The following is an 18,011-nucleotide window of genomic DNA, read 5'->3' on the forward strand; positions in this document are numbered from 1 at the left end:
GAAGGAACGCGATCTTCGCTTCAGGCCTGGCTGAATATGCCAATAATGAAGAAATCGGAGTTTCTTTGGCCTGGAAGACTGCACGATCGGCCGCACATAGGTACACGCCAATACGCGCGACTGGTTCGGGATTGGGTGAAATCCATTGGCTTGGAGCCAAGCGCCTATGGAACCCATTCGATGCGGCGTACCAAGGTTGCCCAGATTTATCGCAAAACCGGGAACCTTCGAGCGGTTCAGCTCCTTCTCGGGCATACCAAGATGGATAGCACAGTCCGTTACTTAGGGGTTGACCTGGAAGATGCCTTGTCAATTTCCGAGAGCGTCGAGATCTAGGAAGCCAAGACGTTAAAAAACATTCCCAAAGCCTTGCCTCTGACTTGTCGAGCCTTATGCAAGGCTCCAGCGGGAGGAGAGGATGTTGGCTCTCAAATATTGACATGTACAGAATTCCGTGCATATATGTATGTCACACGAAGCGAGGCTCCCATGGATGTTATTACCTATACCGATGCACGCGCATCTCTGAAGGACGTTATGGATCGTGTTATCCACGATAACGTTGACGTCGTCGTAACCCGCAAGAAGCGCGAGGCCGTCGTGATGATGTCCTTGGATGAATACAACGCCATCCAGGAAACGCTTCACTTGCAGCGCAGCCCAGCGAATGCGCGCCGTCTTCAATCCTCCATCGCACAGCTTGATGCGGGCAACGGAACTGAGCGCGACATCGATCTGTGAAGCTGGTTTTCTCTGATAATGCCTGGGAGGACTATCTGTGGTGGCAGTCTCCGGGCAATGAAAAGGGGCTCGACCGTGTGAACGAGCTTCTCAAGGCGGCGGGAAGGATGCCCTTTAAGGGTATAGGCAAGCCCGAACCTCTCAAAGGCGATTTGAGCGGCTGGTGGTCCCGCCGGATCACTGCTGAACACAGGTTTGTTTATCGCGTCAGCGGCAAAGGTGATGGCCAGAGCTTGGAGATCGCCCAGTTGCGCTATCACTACTGATCGATCAGGCTCTTCGCTATCTGTTCAGTACCAGGCAAAAATATAGTTCACGGCCTTTGCTTTGACTGTTTGCATGGCTGTCCACTCTAAACCCGATGCTGATGTTGAGCGGCTTCCTCAAACAAATACGGCTATTGGCAACATTATGGCCCCCTGACCTGATGATTGTTTTACTGATGCGAGCAGGGGGATTTGTTGGTATCAGCGCCCAAGCCATTGAATAACGCGTACGAGGCCGTGCATGAACGCCGTTGAAATCGAAGAAGCCATCTCTCAACTGGCCGAACAACCGTTTGATGCAGTTGAATTTCCGTATGATTTCCTGCTCGCCTTCGGCAACAAGGAGACCACGCTCAAACGCCTTCGCTCAGGCACGTCGAACAAATCGGACCTGGACGGCGTACTGCAAACGAACAACATCCACCTGAAGTCCTGCGCGGCGGGCACCGTGTCTGCAACGCTGGCCGCGCTCAAGTCCAGCCCTGCCACCTCCAAAGCCAAGGCCAAATTCATCCTCGCCACCGATGGCCAGACGTTTGAGGCCGAGGACCTGACCAACGGCGACACCATCGCCTGCGACTTCAAAGATTTCCCGGATCACTTCGGTTTCTTCCTGCCTCTTGCGGGTATCTCGACCGTCAAACAAATCCGCGAAAGCTCGTTTGACATCAAGGCCACGGGCCGCCTCAACCGCCTCTATGTCGAGCTTTTGAAAACCAACCCCGATTGGGGCACGGCAGAGCGCCGCCATGACATGAACCACTTCATGGCGCGGTTGATCTTTCTCTTCTTCGCCGAAGACACCTCAATCCTGAACGGCGAAGACCTGTTCACCGCCACCGTCACGCAGATGTCGGACAAAGACAGCTCGAACACGCACGAAGTGATTGCTGAATTGTTCCGCGCGATGAACACCAAGATCGAGGACCGCGCGAGCGCAAACCTCCCCCGCTGGGCCGATACCTTCCCATACGTGAACGGCGGGCTTTTCTCGGGCAGCACCGAGGCACCCAAATTCTCCAAGATCGCGCGCAGCTACCTTCTGCACATCGGCTCGCTCGACTGGACCAAGATCAATCCTGATATCTTCGGCTCCATGATCCAGGCCGTGGCCGATGATGAGGAGCGCGGCGCGTTAGGGATGCACTACACCTCTGTGCCCAACATCCTGAAGGTGCTGAACCCGCTCTTCCTCGATGACTTGAATGCCCAGCTTGAGGCGGCAGGGGAAAACAAACGCAAGCTCGACAATCTGCGCAAACGCATGTCGAAAATCCGCGTCTTTGATCCCGCCTGCGGGTCGGGCAACTTCCTTGTCATCGCCTATAAGGAAATGCGCGCGATTGAGGCGAAGATCAACGCCTATTGCGGCGAGCCCGATCGGCGCACGGATATCCCGCTGACGAACTATCGCGGGATTGAGCTACGCGATTTCCCGGCCGAGATTGCCCGCCTTGCGCTGATCATAGCGGAATACCAATGCGACGTGACCTATCGCGGGCATAAGGACGCGCTGGCCGCGTTTCTGCCTCTCGATGCGGAGAACTGGATCACCCAAGGCAATGCGCTTCGCCTCGATTGGCTGACCGTCTGCCCACCGACGAGCCAAAAGGTCGATATGCGCGGCGAAGACCTGTTCATGTCCCCGCTGGAAAAGGCCCAGATCGATTTCAAGAACGAGGGCGGCGAGACCTATATCTGCGGCAACCCGCCTTTCAAAGGCACTAGAAAGCAAGAAGCTCATGAAAAGGAAGACTTAGAAAGGGTCTTTGCTGGCGAAACCAACAAGTGGAAAAATGTCGACTATGTCGGTGCGTGGCTAATGAAAGCTGCTCTCTATAACGAGGCCTGTGATGCGCCGTTTGCTTTTGTGGCCACAAACAGCATTTGCCAAGGTCAACAGGTGCCGATCACATGGCTGCTTCTGCAAAAACGCGGATTCAAAATTCGTTTTGCCCACACGTCGTTCAAATGGTCAAATTTGGCAGCAAATAAAGCCGGAGTGACTGTGGTCGTTGTTGGCGTGGACCGCCACGAAAGTGAAAGGCGCTATCTCTATACCGATGGAGTTCAGAGGGAAGTTCGTAACATTAACCCCTATCTTACGGATCATCTGATTGATGCCGTCCCAGCCTCGAAGAAACCGCAGTTTACGCGAGTTTCTATGCAATACGGTGTGTACTACTCAAAGTCGGCTGGTTTGATGTTAGACCCGAGTGAAAGAATGAAGCTCGCAGAGCAAGGTGTTCCGTCAAAGTTTCTTCGTCGCTTCTTGGGTTCGACCGAATTCATCAACGGCAAAGAGCGGTATTGCATGTGGATTTCTGACGGCGAGTTGGATGAGGCGCTGTCATACCCTCAAATCTCAGCGCGCGTCGCATCGGTTAAAGAGGATCGCCTGAAGACAACCGATGTTGCTGTCAACAAACTTGCCCAATCGCCGCATCAGTTTCGCGAACGAAAAGGGGATGAAAAACAGAAGGTTTTTGTCCCAATCGTATCGTCTGAAAACCGAGAGTATTTTCCAGCGGGATTGACGGACGACTCCGTCATTCCGACAAACAAGGCGTTTTACATACCTGATGGTCAGCTCTGGGCACTGGCGGTGATTTGCTCGAAATTGCATCTGGCATGGATTGCGACAGTGTGTGGGCGCATGCGTACCGATTTCAGCTATTCCAACACCCTCGGCTGGAACACATTTCCCCTTCCCAAACTGACCGAGAAAAACAAAGCGGACCTGACGGCTTGCGCCGAGGATATCCTGCTGGCCCGCGAGGCGCATTTCCCCGCCACCATCGCCGACCTCTACAAACCCGACGCCATGCCCGAAAACCTGCGGCAAGCCCACGACCGTAACGACGAGGTCCTGGAACGCATCTACATAGGCCGCCGCTTCCGCAACGACACAGAGCGGCTGGAAAAGCTGTTCGAGCTCTACACCAAGATGACAACGAAGGTGGCGGTATGATCGAAGCAGTCTTTGGTTTGGTTGGCGTCGTCGTCGGAAGTTTTTTGACCATCGCGAAGGATGGATTTGCATCGTGGAAACAGCGCAGGCAAGAGGGATCATATGCGGCGATCCGCCTGGTCTGTATCCTTCACGAATACGCCGACAAATGCGTCGATGTGGTGCAAGATGACGGAACCAGTCATGGTCAACCAGCAGGACGGACAGACGATGGGGAGGAGTACTATGTCGCGCAAGTTCGACAACCTGCACCACCTGAATATCCAGACGACATCGCCTGGCGGAGTTTGCCCGAAGGCCTGATGCATCGAATTTTGGGCTTGCCGAACAAAGCGCGGACGACTGATCGCTATATTGACGGTCAATCGGAGTATGCCGCCACTCCGCCGGACTATTCGGAGTTTTTTGAAGCCCGCCAAGAGGGGTATGCAAAGCTCGGCTACGATGCACTATGCCTCGCTGAGCAACTGTCGGAACGGTATCGGATCAAAGCCGTACACAAGGCAAACTTGGGGTCCGAATGGGATCCAAAAGCATTTATGGCTGAAAAGATTAAGTTTTTTGAAGAGCAAAGAGCTGAGATGAGGCGGCGGTTTGAGCAGCCTACATGCGATTTGCAGCCAATTTTAGGAAGCCGCAATGTCGAATAAAAAATCTGTTCCCTCCGTTTCCGTCACCTACGCGCGGAACCGCAGTTCGACCACCTCGAATGAGCTGGGCATGCGCAAGATGCAAGAGCGCGCCTATGAGATGCGTGGGGAGCAGTATCTGCTAATCAAGTCGCCGCCCGCTTCGGGGAAATCGCGGGCGCTGATGTTCATTGCGCTGGATAAGCTACACAATCAGAGTTTGAAACAAGCCATCGTCGTGGTGCCGGAGAAATCCATCGGGTCGAGCTTCAACGATGAACCGCTGAGCAAGTTCGGCTTTTGGGCCGATTGGCAAGTCGCGCCGCAATGGAACCTGTGTAACGCTCCTGGTGGTGATGACGGCAAGGTTGGTGCTGTTGGGCGTTTTCTGGAAAGCGATGATCAGGTGCTGGTCTGCACCCACGCGACCTTCCGCTTCGCTGTCGACAAGTTCGGGGTCGAGGCCTTTGACGATCGGGTGATTGCAGTGGACGAATTCCACCACGTATCGGCCAATCCCGACAACAAGCTCGGCGCGCATCTGGGCGCGTTCATTGCCCGCGACAAGGTGCATCTGGTCGCGATGACGGGGTCCTACTTCCGCGGCGATGCCGAAGCCGTTTTGTCCCCCGAGGACGAAGCTCGGTTCGAGACGGTCACCTACACCTACTACGAGCAGCTCAATGGCTATGAGCATCTGAAGACGCTTGATATCGGCTATTTCTTTTACACCGGGTCCTATGCTGACAGCATTCTAGAGGTTCTGGACCCAAACGAGAAAACCATCGTCCACATCCCGAATGTGAATTCCCGCGAAAGCACCAAGGACAAGCACAAGGAAGTCGAACACATCATCGACAGCCTAGGTGAATGGAAAGGCCTCGACCCTGAGACGGGTTTCCAGCTGGTAGAGACGTCCGAGGGTCGCGTGTTGCGCATTGCCGATCTGGTCGATGATGAGGCGGCAAAGCGCGACAAGGTGGCGAGTGCCCTGAAGGACCCGGCGCATAAGAACGACCGCGACCACGTGGATATCATCATCGCACTCGGGATGGCGAAGGAAGGGTTTGACTGGATCTGGTGTGAGCATGCCTTGACCGTTGGTTATCGAGCGAGTTTGACTGAAATCGTGCAAATCATCGGCCGCGCGACCCGCGACGCAGAAGGCAAGACCAAGGCGCGCTTCACCAACCTGATCGCCGAACCCGATGCGGGTGAAGAGGTTGTGACGGAAGCGGTCAACGACACGCTCAAAGCCATCGCGGCAAGCCTGCTGATGGAACAGGTCTTGGCCCCTCGCTTCAACTTCACGCCCAAGACGCCGACGAGCGGACCCGTCGAAGGGTTTGACTACGGTGAAGGCGGCTATGATCCGAACAAGGAGAACGTCGGGTTTGATGCGGCCACAGGGCAAATCCAGATGGAAATCAAAGGCCTTGCTGAACCCAAAAGCGAATTCGCACGGCGAATTTGTGATGAGGATCTGAACGAGGTAATCACGGCATTCGTTCAGGACAAAACGACTATTGAACGTGGGCTCTTTGACGAAGAGATGGTCCCCGAAGAGCTCACGCAAGTGCGAATGGGCAAGATTGTCGGTACCAAGTTTCCAGAACTTGATGCGGAAGACCAAGAGGCTGTACGCCAGCATGCGATCGCGGCTCTGAATCTCACCCAGAAAGCGAAAGAAATCGCACTGTCAGGTGCAGATGCGGATGAAACTGGTGGGAATACAGCTTTGATCGATGGTGTGCGCAAATTTGCGATGGATGTACGTGAGTTGGATATCGATTTGATTGATCGGATCAACCCGTTCGGCGAGGCCTATTCCATCCTCGCGAAGACAATGAGCGAAGACAGCCTCAAACAGGTTCAAGCAGTCATATCGGCGAAAAAAGTAAAGCTTTCGCCAGATGAGGCCCGAGACTTGGCCAAACGTGCAGTCAAGTTCAAGCATGAGCGTGGGCGGTTGCCATCGATCACATCTGCGGATGCTTGGGAAAAGAAAATGGCTGAAGGTGTCGCATTCCTTGCGCGCATGAAGCAGGAGGCTGCAAATGGCTAAAGGTTTCACCGACGAGGATGATGCGCTGCTCGCGGAACTTGGTGTGGAAATCGAGACCAAGAAGGTTGCCGCACGTACTCCGCAAGAGGAGCGTATCATTGCAGGATTTGAAGAAATCCAGCGGTTTGTAGACCAGAATGGGCGAGTCCCAGGCCACGGCGAGGACAAAGATATCTTTGAACGCCTTTATGCAACCCGGCTTGAACGTCTGCGTGAGCTGGGTAGTGGCAGAGATTTGATTTCAGGCATGGACCATCAAGGGCTTCTGGGCGCTGAAAATTCAGCCGAAGAAGCTGATCTCGAAAACCTTGATGATGATGCATTGCTGGCGGAGCTTGGCATCGACGCAGAGATGCCATCCATTTCGGAATTGAAACACGTTCGCTCGACGTCAGAAAAAAAGGCCGCAGAGGAAGTCGCAGGGCGGGAAAAATGTGAAGATTTCAACACCTTTAAACCGCTCTTTGAGCAGATCCAGAAGGAGCTGGATTCTGGCCTAAGGGAAACACGCAAGTTTGAGCTTAAGGCTGAAATCGAACCAGGCCGTTTCTTTATCGTCGGAGGGCAAAAAGCCTATGTCGCGGAAATGGGCGAAATAGAGCTTACGGACCATGGCCGAACAGATTCACGCCTGCGGGTCATTTTCGACAACGGCACGCAAAGCAAGATGCTCATGCGGTCGCTTCAACGCGCACTCAATGCTGATGGGGATGCTGGGCGCAGGATAACAGAGCCGAATGCAGGCCCGCTATTTTCCGATGAAACCGCTGAAGGTGATGAAGCGAGCGGAACAATTTATGTTTTGCGAAGTCGTTCGGAGCATCCTTTAGTCGCTGCAAACCGTGAACTTGTTCACAAGATTGGAGTGACTAGTAATGATGTTGAGAAGCGCATTTCTGGCGCGCACCTCCAACCAACATTCCTGATGGCCAAGGTCGACGTTGTGGCTACCTACCGACTTTACAATATAAATAGAACCAAGCTAGAGAACCTTCTGCACAGGATCTTCGCGCCGGCGCAGTTGGACATCGAAATTCCTGATCGACTTGGGCGCCCTATATGTCCCAAGGAGTGGTTTATGGTACCACTTTTTGTGATTGAGGAAGCCATTGAACGTATCAAAGATGGCTCGATAGCTCAGTACGTGTACAATCCGAAAAATGCGACGTTGGAATTGCTCAACTCCACCTCCTAGAAAGCTGCTGTTTTCTGCTTCATGCGACTGCCGAATGGAAGCGGGCCAAAATTAAGCCAAGGTCTCTGCATCAAAGGATGATAGATCGTATCACCGAGCGTCAGCTTTTCCGAAACAGGCCCAAATAGTCTCGCATGTGCAGCATTGTTGGCCAGGTCCTTCTGTCTACTTCCGCTTCGGGCTGGCTGGTGTCATCTGGCAGCAGAAACCAGGTGCGGTATCGCTGCAACCGAGCTGCCGCATCGCCGCAAGGCGGCAGTGAGCCCATAGTGAAGAATGCTGCACTCGGATCGAACGGCACCGATGCCGAGCAAAGCGTTTGTTGCGATTGGACTTCACCAGTGTTTCACTACGCCACACAGAAGCCCATTACAGGCTAAGCTTTCCCGATCTCTGGCTTTCATGGACAAGGTTAGGCCGTGTTGACAAAAGGGATTCACAGGCAGCGCTGAACGTGATTCAAGTTGGTATCTGCGATGGAGACCAGCTTGGCACGAGACCTTATGTCGGACGAAGAATGGGTGTTCTTTGAGCGTTTCATCCTTTCTGCCCGTGCCCGAACGGACGCAAACCAACCAACCACCGGCTTGTTCTTGATGGGATATTCTGGATTGCCCGGACCGGCGCGCCATGGCGCGATCTGCCGGAAGAGTTTGGCAAGTGGTCGAGCGTCTACCGCCAGTCCCAGCGTGTTGCTGGCGGATCGTGGCTATGATGGCGATAGCATCAGGGCGAACTTGAATGCGCGCAACGTCCTGCCCGTTATCCCAATGCGTAAATCTCGTAAGAAGCGTATCGGTGTCGACCGCTCGCTTTACCGCCTGCGCAACCTGGTCGAGCGCTGCTTCAACAAACTAAAGAACGCACGCCGCGTGGCAACTCGCTACGACAAAACCATGGAAAGCTTCCTGGGCTTCATCGACATTACATCCATCCGGCTTTGGCTCAGACATTTGTCAACATGACCTAATATCACTCTGGTAATATTAATAATGATGGTGGTGGAGTCAATTATTGCGGGATATGTGTCGGTAAATAATCATGCGGCGATGATTTTAATTGCTATATGTGCCATACCTATATATCCGTATTTGCTAGGTTCCACTTTTATAATAGCTGAGCAAATGTGGGTGTTTTTTGGAGTATATCAAATTTTTGGCGTCGAGGGTCGGCCTGTTAGGCGGTTAGTTAGGGGGGAACTCCTCAGGTGAAGTTGAGGTCGTTTTTTAATATAATTAGTTCTTGAGGAAATTCTGAATATTAGAATGCAGAAATTGATGTATTTAAAATTTAGATTGGCGGGGGCGCCCTTTGAAAGGTGAAATATTCAAACCTTTTCTGGGTCTTTATTTAATTTGTGTCGTTTTTAAATTTTGGTTACCGGATAGGGACATGCTTGTTGGATTGAGGTTGGGTGTGAATAGCATGCTTCTGGGTGGTCCAGTGTATTTACTTTATCTCATTCTGCACGAGGGTGAAAAGTAGAAAAAACAGGGTCACTTTGCCTTCATTTAATAGGCATTGATTTGAGGTTGTCACGGCTTTGTTGCACAAATCATCTGAGGGATTCACTGTTTGAATCCAGAGTGGTAGCTGACGGGCATGAGCAGTTGGTCCCTCAGATGATTTGTGCAACAAAACCCTTCCAGCGACAAAGGCGACAGTCCGGCCCTGCCCGAACTGCTGAGCCAGTGCCGCCAGAGGAACAGATCTGCACCGTGACCGCCTTCTCGTGCATGTAGACATGCACTGCCGGGCAAGGGATGGCGCCTACGACACGCGCCGCTGCCATACGGCCATCCTGGATCGAGGCGCCGCCGCCGTCATCCCTATCCGCAAGAACGAGCGCCTTTGGAAGGAAGACTGTCCGGCCGCAACGGCTCGCAACGGGATCCTGCGCGCCACCCGGCACCTCGGGCGGGCCATCTGGAAGCGATGGACCGGCTATCATGCCCGAAGTCGGATCGAGGCAAAGATGCGATGTCTGAAATCCTTCGGCGTACGCATCGCCTCACGAGACTTCGACCGACAGGTGGCTGGACACCAAATCCGGATCGCGGTTCTAAACAGCTACACCGCCCTTGGCATACCCGTCACAGTGCCCGTAGGGTAAGTCCGTCCGGGGAAAGGGGAAGCGCCCCCTTCACATGATTTGTGCAACAGAGCTTATCCGGCGGCCCAGATCAGCCCCCCCGATGGCAGAGGAGGCCTGCGGCCCGGTTACCGGCGTGCCGGCCAGGTTGTCGCCCGGTCGTGGCGCGGCAGGGCTGGGGCAGGGCCATACTGCGGGCGTCAGGTTTGCTACCTATGATTGATTCGATCAGCGGAACGGCGGTCACCTGTCAATTCGCCGTTCTGCGCGGTTCTGCGGCCCTTGCAACTGTCCGCACAACTTCGCTCATGCCCCGACGTCAATGGGCCAGCTTTTGCCGAAACCAAGGAGTGTCGAAAAACTCACCAAAAATAGTGAGTTGAACGATCATTCAATTCGGAAACGATCAGGGCACGAAACCAATATATCTATAATCTCCGAGGTCAGCCGATGGCGGCCCGGGCGCTCCGACATGCCTGCGGAGGGCTACGGGTGAATTTTGCCCATCAGATCTGACTACTCGGGGTTGAACGATTGGGTTGAATGACAGGGAGGCCAACATGCCAACATCAACCGAGACCAGCACAGACTGGTGGACCAATGATCAAACGCCGGAGAACCCCTTTGGCAAAAGCGAGGATTACGAGGGGTTTCTCGATTATCTGGGGGCGCTGGGACGCAGCCTGACGCCGGAAATCGCCGCTGAACCGCTGGTGATCAACCTGACCGGGCTGAATGATCACCCCAGCTACAAAGAGGCGGCCATCGGCGCGCTGGAGATGTGGTCCGCAGTCACGCCTTTGCAATTTGAGATCGTCGATGACGCCCCCTTTGATGCCGATGTGCACTGGATGGAGGTTGTCAGCCCGGAAATCGGCGAACAAAGTGACGGCAGCGCCTTTTCCAGCGACCGCTATGTCAGCGTCGGCCAGCGTTTTCACGATACCGAGCCGAATATCACCGACCTTGGCGGCTATGTCTTTGATACCTTTGTGCATGAGTTCGGCCATGAATTCGGCCTGAACCACCCCGGTCTTTATAACTACAGCGGCCCCGGCGGCGTGCAGATCAACTATCTGAACAATGCGACCTGGACCTATGACCGTCAGCAATACAGCGTCATGTCCTATTTCGATGGTATCGACGTGGGTGAGGATACGCGCTGGTCAGCGGTGACCCCGCTTATGGGTGATATCGAGGCGATCATTCGCCGCTATTTCTCCACCGTCGATGATGAGGGCGTGCGGACCTATCAGACCATCAACCTCAATACCGATGACAATACCTATGGCTTCAACAGCAGCGAATACGGCTACCTGCTGACCGAGGACGGGCCGCAGCACGATATCGGTTTTGTGATCCATGACACCGGCGGCGATGACACTATCGACTTCTCCGGCTCCACCGCCAGCACCATTCTGGACCTGCGTGCCGGTGAGTTTTCCAGCGTCAACGGGCACAACAACAATGTGTCGATCTTTGCCGGGCACAACGCGGATCAGACCGAATACTACATCGAGACAGGGATCGGCAGCAGCTACGACGATATCCTGATCGGCAATGACGGCGACAATGTTCTGGACGGGCGCGCGGGCAATGACCGCATGGCCGGCAATGGCGGCGATGACGTCTATTTCGTTGATTCCATTGATGATATCGTTCGCGAGGAAGAAAACGGCGGCAATGACACCGTGATCGTGGTGGCCGATGGGCTGGATCTGGGCGACATCGCCAATGTGGAGACCATCATCTACGCGGGCGGCACGCCGGGAACACCGGGCAGCGACGCGCCGGATGCGCCGAACGAAGGGCCAACCGACGCGCTGGACAGTCTGATCATCGGGGATGACAGCAATGAGACGCTGGATGGCGGTGCCGGTGGCAACACCATCTTTGGCCTTGGTGGCGATGATCTGATCATTGGCGGGCGCGATACGCTGGCCAGCCGCGACATCAACAACACCATTGATATTGCTGACCTTGAGGATCAGACCGAAACCGACGATGGCAATGACGCGCTTTATGGCGGCGATGGCAATGATACCATCAACGGCGGAGCGGGCGACGACCTGCTGGACGGCGGCGATGGCAACGACCTGCTGCGCGGTCAGGCGGGGGCCGATGTGTTCCGCGGCGGGGCAGGGATCGACACCGTTGATTTCAGCCAGGAAAGCCCGTTCCAGCTGCTGGTCAACCTGGAAACCAATGTGGCCAGCGGGGGCACCGCTTCGGGCGATACCTTCTACAGCATTGAAAACCTGATCGGCTCGGATGACCGGATCGACCGGTTTATCGGCACCTCCGACAACAACCATTTCTGGGGTCAGGGCGGCGGCGACGTCTTCAATGGCGGCGGCGGTGACGACACGCTGGATGGCGGCAACGACGGTGACATGCTCTATGGTGAGGACGGCGACGACGTTCTGATCGGCGGCAGCGGTCAGGACTATCTCGACGGCGGCGCAGGCGTGGATACCGTGGTTTATACCACCAGCTCGGTCGGGGTGACTGTCGATCTGGAAAACGGCACAGCCCGTGGCGGCGACGCTGACGGACCGGTGCAGATCGTCGGACGCGGCACCACGATTCGTCATGACATCATCGTGGATGTGGAAAACGCGGTAGGCTCGCTCCATGACGATCACCTGATCGGCTCGGATGGCGAAAACACCCTGAGCGGCGGTGCCGGCGACGATGTTCTGACCGGCGGTGGCGGGGCGGACCTGCTTGATGGCGGCGCGGGCAGCGATACGGCCGACTACGCCAATGCGACCCGTGGCGTGAAGCTGAACATGGCCAATGGCAAGACCGCGGGTGACACCTATGTTTCCATCGAGAACATCTCCGGCTCCGGTTTCAATGACCGGATCAAGGGCGACGGCTCCGACAATGTGCTGACCGGGCAGGGGGGCAATGACACCCTGAAAGGCGGCAACGGGGATGACACCCTGCTGGGGGATTTTGCCGATGCCGCGGATGCGATACCGCAGCCCGGTCTTGGCACCGGCTACGCCACGCTGGGTCCGGATGCGACCAATAACTCGATCGAAACCGCCTTTGATATCTCGGATAACTTCTCGCTGACCGAGGACCCGGATATCTTTGACTCGACCAGCGTGCTGCACACCACAGTGAATGCCACCGGCAACGGGGCGGGTGGTTACTACCGCATTGATCTGGCGGCGGGCACCGTGCTGACCATCGACATCGACGGGATTGCCGATCCCAATGTTCACGACAGCTGGGTTCGGCTGCTGGACAGCGAGGGCAATATCGTCACCCAGAACGATGATGGCGGCGGCGATCCCGGCTCCACCAGCAACCGCGACTCCAGCACTGTCTTTGTGGTCGAGGAAACCGGCACCTACTACATCCTTGAGGGCAGCTGGTCGCCGGATACCGCCGATGGCTGGTCCGAGAGCGTGCCTGAAGGCTCCACCTATGAGCTGAATGTCTCGGTCGAATTCCCACCGGCACCGGCGCAGCCGGGCGAGGCGGGCGAGGATGTGCTCAGGGGCGGACGTGGCAACGACATGCTGGATGGCGGTCTGATGGCGGATACGCTCTTTGGTGGTCAGGGAGACGATTACTTCCGCTTCTCGACCGAGCTGGGGGCGGACAATATCGACGAGATCCGCGACTTCGATGTGGCCAGTGACACCATCCTGCTGGACAGCGCGATCTTCACCGAAGTGGGCGCAGAGGGTGTGCTGGACTTTGGCGCCTTCCACAGCAGCGCTTCGGGTACCGCGCTCGATGCGGCGGACCGGATTGTCTACAACACCTCCAGCGGTGCGCTGACCTATGATGCGGACGGTCAGGGCGGTGACGATGCGATCCAGTTCGCCCAGTTGCAGTCCGGGCTACAGCTGACAGCAGATGATTTTGTGATCATCTGATCTGATACGAACAGGCACAGGGGGCCGATTGCGCCCCCTGTGCTGGCTATGTTTCGGGAGAGGAAACACCATGCCCCGCTATCTTGCCCCGCAGTCTATCAGACAGTCCCAACCTCGGTCCCATATCCAGCCGCTGCACCGGCGTCAGCTGATCCTTGGGCTGGCTGCAACCGCGCTGGTGGTCACCGCTGATCGCGGCCGGGCACAGCCGGGAGCGGTGCAGGGGATTGTCACCTTTGTCGGCGAGGGCAAGATCCCGAAGGGGCGGATCACCGTCTTTCTGTCGGATCCGTCGCAGGCAGATGCGCCCGATGACACTGCGGCGCGGGTCGATCTCATCAGCGATGGCGCCAGCCGGCAGATCGCATTCAGCCTGCCGCAGACAGAGCTGCCGCAGAACCATATCGCCCGGCGGATTGTCGCGCGGCTGGAACGGGAAGATGGCTGGCTGATCGCCCGTGGCAGCGCCAAGCTCGCCGCAGGCCAACGGCCCGAGGTCACGCTCAACACGGTGATGTACTGACCGCATGCCGAACCTGCGATAAGTCCAAGCCTGCGAAGGATGTTTTCCTACCGCTTTCTGCGGTCTCATGGTATCAGACCGATGTGCTGCCCGGCAGCAGCGCAGAGCCACAGAAGACGCAAGGAGCGCGAGGATGTTCAACGCAGATCGTGTCACAGAGGTTGCCCAGTCCAGCGTGGTAGAAACGCTGGATCTGTCCATGTTCAGCGAGGCCGATATTCTGAACACCGTGCTTCAGCGGTCCGAGGTGCTCTTTGATCTGGACCGTCCCGGCCGACCGATCCGGCGCTGGTCCAAGGGCAAGCCGGAGGAGTTGCAGGACGAAGTGGCGCGCCGCGGCGATCTGCTGCTGAAACGCGCGATTTCCGTGCTCTATCTTGAGTATCTGGCGCTGAAGCCCACGCTGGAGACACTTGCGCCGAAACATGTCGCGGATATCGGATGTGGCTATGGCTTCATTGATCTGTTTCTGGCGCGGGAGTTTGCCTGCGCGATCACCCTGATCGACTTGGAAGACAATGAGGCGACCCATTTCGGCTTCGACGCCGAAGGGGCCGCCTATAGCAGTCTCAGCACCGCGCGGGCGTTTCTGACCGCCAATGGCGTGGCGGATGTGACGACGGTGAATCCGGGCCGCGAGGATCCGAACCGGATCGGAGATGTCGATCTGGCGCTGTCGCTGCTCAGCTGCGGTTTTCACTATCCGGTCAGCACCTATGAGACCTTCTGGAAGAACAGCGTCAAACCCGATGGGGCGATCATCCTCGACCTGCGCGATGCCGAGGCCGCCCCCCAGCGCGCGCTGCTGGGCCAGATCGGCGCGCTGCATGATCTGTGGAGCGGCGAGAAATGGACCCGCATTCAGGTCCGCAAACCCGCCGCCTAGCCGACCTGCCACTGGGTGTATCAAGCCAATGATCTGCGGGTGTTTTTCGCCCCTGTAATTTGCCAGCACGATGCGCTATCCGGGGGGAGAGCCTGGCGCGGCGCCGGGGGCGTGATGATGCGCGCATGGCGACGCCGCCTTTGATACCGATGGGTGGCCTTGCGGGTGCCCGACGCCTGTTAGCCCTTGCGGAGCGCCTTTGATGACCATCACCCATCTTGTGACCCATTCCGGCGGGTTTCATGCCGATGAACTGCTGTCCTCGGTCATTCTGACGCGGCTGTTTCCCGATGCCACGCTGCTGCGCTCGCGGGAGGAGGCCTGGATCACGCCGCAGGCGGGGCGGATCATCTATGACGTGGGCCGGGCCTATGATGCCGAGGCGCAGGTTTTCGATCATCACCAGCGCCCCAATCCGCTGCGCGACGATGGCCAGCCCTATAGCTCCTTTGGGCTGATCTGGCGGCATTATGGCCGCGATTACCTGCGCAGTCTGGCGGTGCCGGAGGCGGATATCGAGGCGATCCACCACAGTATTGACCAGGGGTTCGTGCTGCCGGTGGATCTGCTGGACAATGGCGCGATAGAACCTTCGGTAGCGGGGCCGCTGGCGGGAATGACGCTGCCGGTGCTGCTGGAGACGCTGAAGCCGGCGTTTGACGACAGCCGCGAGGGCGCGGATGATCAGGCGTTTCTGGCAGCACTGCCGGTGGCGCGCGCCTTTGTCGAGGCGGCGGTCCGGGGGAGGGCGGCGAAACGGCGCGCCGAGGTCATGGTGCTGAGCGCGATCGAGGCCGCAGGTGCGGCGCGGGTGCTGGAGCTGCCGATGGGAATGCCCTTTCGCGCGGCGGTCGAGGCGGCCGGGGCTGACCATCTCTTGTTCGTGGTCCATCCGCGCAGCAGCGACTGGACGCTGACCACCATCCGCAAGAGCGGCGACAGCTTTGAAAGCCGCGCCGATCTGCCTGCGGCCTGGGCCGGGCTGACCGATGCCGCGCTTGAGGCGGCCTGCGGGGTCAAGGGGGCCAAATTCTGCCACAACGCCCGGTTCATCGCGGTGGCCGACACCCGCGCGGCGATCCTTGAGATGGCGGAGCTTGCGGTGGCTGAGGCACAGCGGCCTGCGGCGTAAACCTTGGGTGCGAGGTGGCGCGGCATGGTCCGTGTCTGGGGCAGCCCGGTTGTCAGCTCGTGCTGTGGAAAAGGTCAGCGTCCCTGTCTAATTGTTTCGCGCGCGAAACATTCGGACAGGCAGGCTGATACTTTTTCTGGGCGTTGCAGAGCGTGCGGGCGCGGATATCTGGTAAGACCGCAACGGATATTTCTGTGAGGTTAACAGACTGGGCAACCAGATTAGGCGAACAGATTAGGCGAACAGGCGCGGGCACCGACACTGACACCGACACTGGCGCCGGCCTGCGGGCGCATCGGTGGCGCGCTGATCCTGCGACGGGGCGCGGACAGGGTTTCACGCCTGCACAAGGGCGCGCTTGGCCGGTCGCGCCGTTACTTCGAAAAATCCATCGGCAGGCTGAATGTCATCTGGCTAAGCGTCAGCTGCCGGGGGGCGGCGGGGAAATTTGCGGCGCGGGCGACGGCCTGAAGCGCGGCCTGATCCAGCGCGGCATTGCCGGAGGATCTGGCGATCCGGTGGCTGATCAGCTGACCGCTGCGGGCAACGGTGAGACGCACCACCACCCGCCCGTTGCCGCGCGCGCCTGACGGGTAGCGTTTGCGCCGTTCGATACGGGCGCGGATCTTGGCCCCCCAGATCGCCTGAAGCTTGGCCTGTCGACCGGCCTCTGCGGTGGCGGCTGCGGAGCTGCCCGCCTGACCCGCCTCGGCGCCGCCGCCCGATCCGGCAGCGCGCTGGGCATCGCGCCCCGATGATCTCTGTTCGGCTTTGCGGGCGTTTTGCGGTTGCGGCTCCGGCTTGGCGCGTGGTTTTGCGCGGGGGCGCAGATCGGGATCGGGCAGTGGTCGCGGCACGGTCTGCGGTGGCGCTGGCGGCGGCGGTGGTGCGCTGTCGACGTCGAGCCTGTCAGCGCGGGGCGGAGGGCTGATCGCGAGCTGGCGTGCGGCGCTGGGCGCCTGCGCCAGGTCGAACTGCGGTATCACGGGGGCCGAAGGGGCGGTCTGTGGCGGGGTCAGATCGGTGTCGATCCGGGGCTGGGTCTGCGGCGGGCGCTCCCAGGTTTCGACCATCTCGACCACGGTGGCGCTGGCGGCCTGAACCGAGACCAGAGCATCGCCGCCGGCGCCGCTGGACTGGGCGCCGGATCTGGGGGCGCTGGCAAACAGGGCAACGTGAATCACCGTGGCGATCCCGGCAAAGACAGTGAGTTCGGCGGCGCGTTTCATTGTGGGCGCACCACCAGTTCGGCGCGGCTGAGCCCGGCGGCGGCCAGCTGACGCAGGATCCGCGCCAGATCGGTTGCGGGCAACCGGGCATCGGCGCGCAGCTGAATGGTTTTGCCACTGGCGTCGGCAAGTCGGCTGAGCGCGGCGGTGCCTTCGTGGCCGTCGAAGTTCAGCCGCCCGGTAGCGTCGATAAAGAGCACGGCATCGGATGTTGGCTCACCCTCCAGCGCGGCGGCGGGCGGGGTCACCTCGAACGGGTCAGGCTGGGCGAGCCGCGAGGTCATGAGGAAGAAGATCAGCAGCAGAAATACGACGTTGATCATCGGCACGATGGATTCCGTGCGCATCCGGCGGGGGGGATCGGTCAGGTCCACGGGGGCTCC

Annotated in this window: 13 protein-coding genes and 2 pseudogenes; 13 read left to right on the plus strand and 2 right to left on the minus strand. The window is 57.8% G+C overall.

Annotated elements, in window-relative coordinates; genetic code table 11:
• The 13 genes and pseudogenes from VWY75_RS14795 to VWY75_RS14855 form a co-directional block, all read left to right on the plus strand.
• Positions 1–336, plus strand: a 336-nt coding sequence (locus tag VWY75_RS14795) for a tyrosine-type recombinase/integrase (protein ID WP_416538131.1), incomplete at its 5' end; no start/stop codon positions are given.
• 153 nt (positions 337–489) lie between these two features.
• Complete coding sequence (locus VWY75_RS14800; protein ID WP_260098719.1) at positions 490–741, plus strand: type II toxin-antitoxin system Phd/YefM family antitoxin; 252 nt, start codon at positions 490–492, stop codon at positions 739–741.
• Positions 738–1,007 carry a Txe/YoeB family addiction module toxin gene (locus VWY75_RS14805; RefSeq protein ID WP_260098718.1) on the plus strand — a complete coding sequence of 90 codons (270 nt, stop codon included), beginning with the start codon at positions 738–740 and terminating at the stop codon, positions 1,005–1,007. Before VWY75_RS14800 ends, VWY75_RS14805 begins: the two co-directional genes overlap by 4 nt.
• Before the next feature lie 241 nt (positions 1,008–1,248).
• Positions 1,249–3,978 carry a class I SAM-dependent DNA methyltransferase gene (locus VWY75_RS14810; protein WP_416538132.1) on the plus strand — a complete coding sequence of 910 codons (2,730 nt, stop codon included), beginning with the start codon at positions 1,249–1,251 and terminating at the stop codon, positions 3,976–3,978.
• The gene (locus VWY75_RS14815) at positions 3,975–4,628 is read left to right on the plus strand and encodes a hypothetical protein (protein WP_416538133.1); all 654 of its coding nucleotides are present in this window, start codon (positions 3,975–3,977) and stop codon (positions 4,626–4,628) included. Before VWY75_RS14810 ends, VWY75_RS14815 begins: the two co-directional genes overlap by 4 nt.
• Positions 4,618–6,672: a pseudomurein-binding repeat-containing protein gene (locus VWY75_RS14820; RefSeq protein WP_416538134.1), complete on the plus strand. Its 2,055-nt coding sequence runs from the start codon at positions 4,618–4,620 to the stop codon at positions 6,670–6,672. The genes VWY75_RS14815 and VWY75_RS14820 overlap by 11 nt, the downstream gene beginning before the upstream one ends.
• Positions 6,665–7,867, plus strand: coding sequence for a GIY-YIG nuclease family protein (locus tag VWY75_RS14825; protein ID WP_416538135.1), 1,203 nt, complete (start codon positions 6,665–6,667; stop codon positions 7,865–7,867). The genes VWY75_RS14820 and VWY75_RS14825 overlap by 8 nt, the downstream gene beginning before the upstream one ends.
• Before the next feature lie 476 nt (positions 7,868–8,343).
• Positions 8,344–8,832: pseudogene (locus VWY75_RS14830) on the plus strand (transposase).
• A gap of 679 nt (positions 8,833–9,511) precedes the next feature.
• Positions 9,512–9,980 (plus strand): annotated as a pseudogene (locus tag VWY75_RS14835) (transposase); the annotation flags it as partial.
• A 539-nt stretch (positions 9,981–10,519) separates the two neighbouring features.
• Entirely contained in the window at positions 10,520–13,858 is a 3,339-nt protein-coding gene (locus VWY75_RS14840; protein ID WP_416539179.1) for a M10 family metallopeptidase C-terminal domain-containing protein, read from the plus strand.
• Between the two features lie 70 nt (positions 13,859–13,928).
• Positions 13,929–14,381 (plus strand): hypothetical protein, encoded by a 453-nt coding sequence (locus VWY75_RS14845; protein WP_416539180.1) that lies wholly within the window; start codon positions 13,929–13,931, stop codon positions 14,379–14,381.
• A gap of 133 nt (positions 14,382–14,514) precedes the next feature.
• Entirely contained in the window at positions 14,515–15,267 is a 753-nt protein-coding gene (locus tag VWY75_RS14850; RefSeq protein ID WP_416535151.1) for a hypothetical protein, read from the plus strand.
• 202 nt (positions 15,268–15,469) lie between these two features.
• The gene (locus VWY75_RS14855; RefSeq protein ID WP_416539181.1) at positions 15,470–16,399 is read left to right on the plus strand and encodes an MYG1 family protein; all 930 of its coding nucleotides are present in this window, start codon (positions 15,470–15,472) and stop codon (positions 16,397–16,399) included.
• Positions 16,400–16,773: 374 nt separating this feature from the next.
• On the opposite strand, the gene VWY75_RS14860 is transcribed toward VWY75_RS14855, so the two are convergent.
• Complete coding sequence (locus VWY75_RS14860; RefSeq protein ID WP_416539182.1) at positions 16,774–17,628, minus strand: TonB family protein; 855 nt, start codon at positions 17,626–17,628, stop codon at positions 16,774–16,776.
• Positions 17,625–18,002: a biopolymer transporter ExbD gene (locus tag VWY75_RS14865; protein WP_340547271.1), complete on the minus strand. Its 378-nt coding sequence runs from the start codon at positions 18,000–18,002 to the stop codon at positions 17,625–17,627. The genes VWY75_RS14860 and VWY75_RS14865 overlap by 4 nt, the downstream gene beginning before the upstream one ends.
• Positions 18,003–18,011: the final 9 nt, after the last annotated feature.

It is taken from the genome of Phaeobacter sp. JH20_08 (assembly GCF_048056635.1).
GTDB classification, from domain to species: Bacteria; Pseudomonadota; Alphaproteobacteria; order Rhodobacterales; family Rhodobacteraceae; genus Phaeobacter; species Phaeobacter bryozoorum.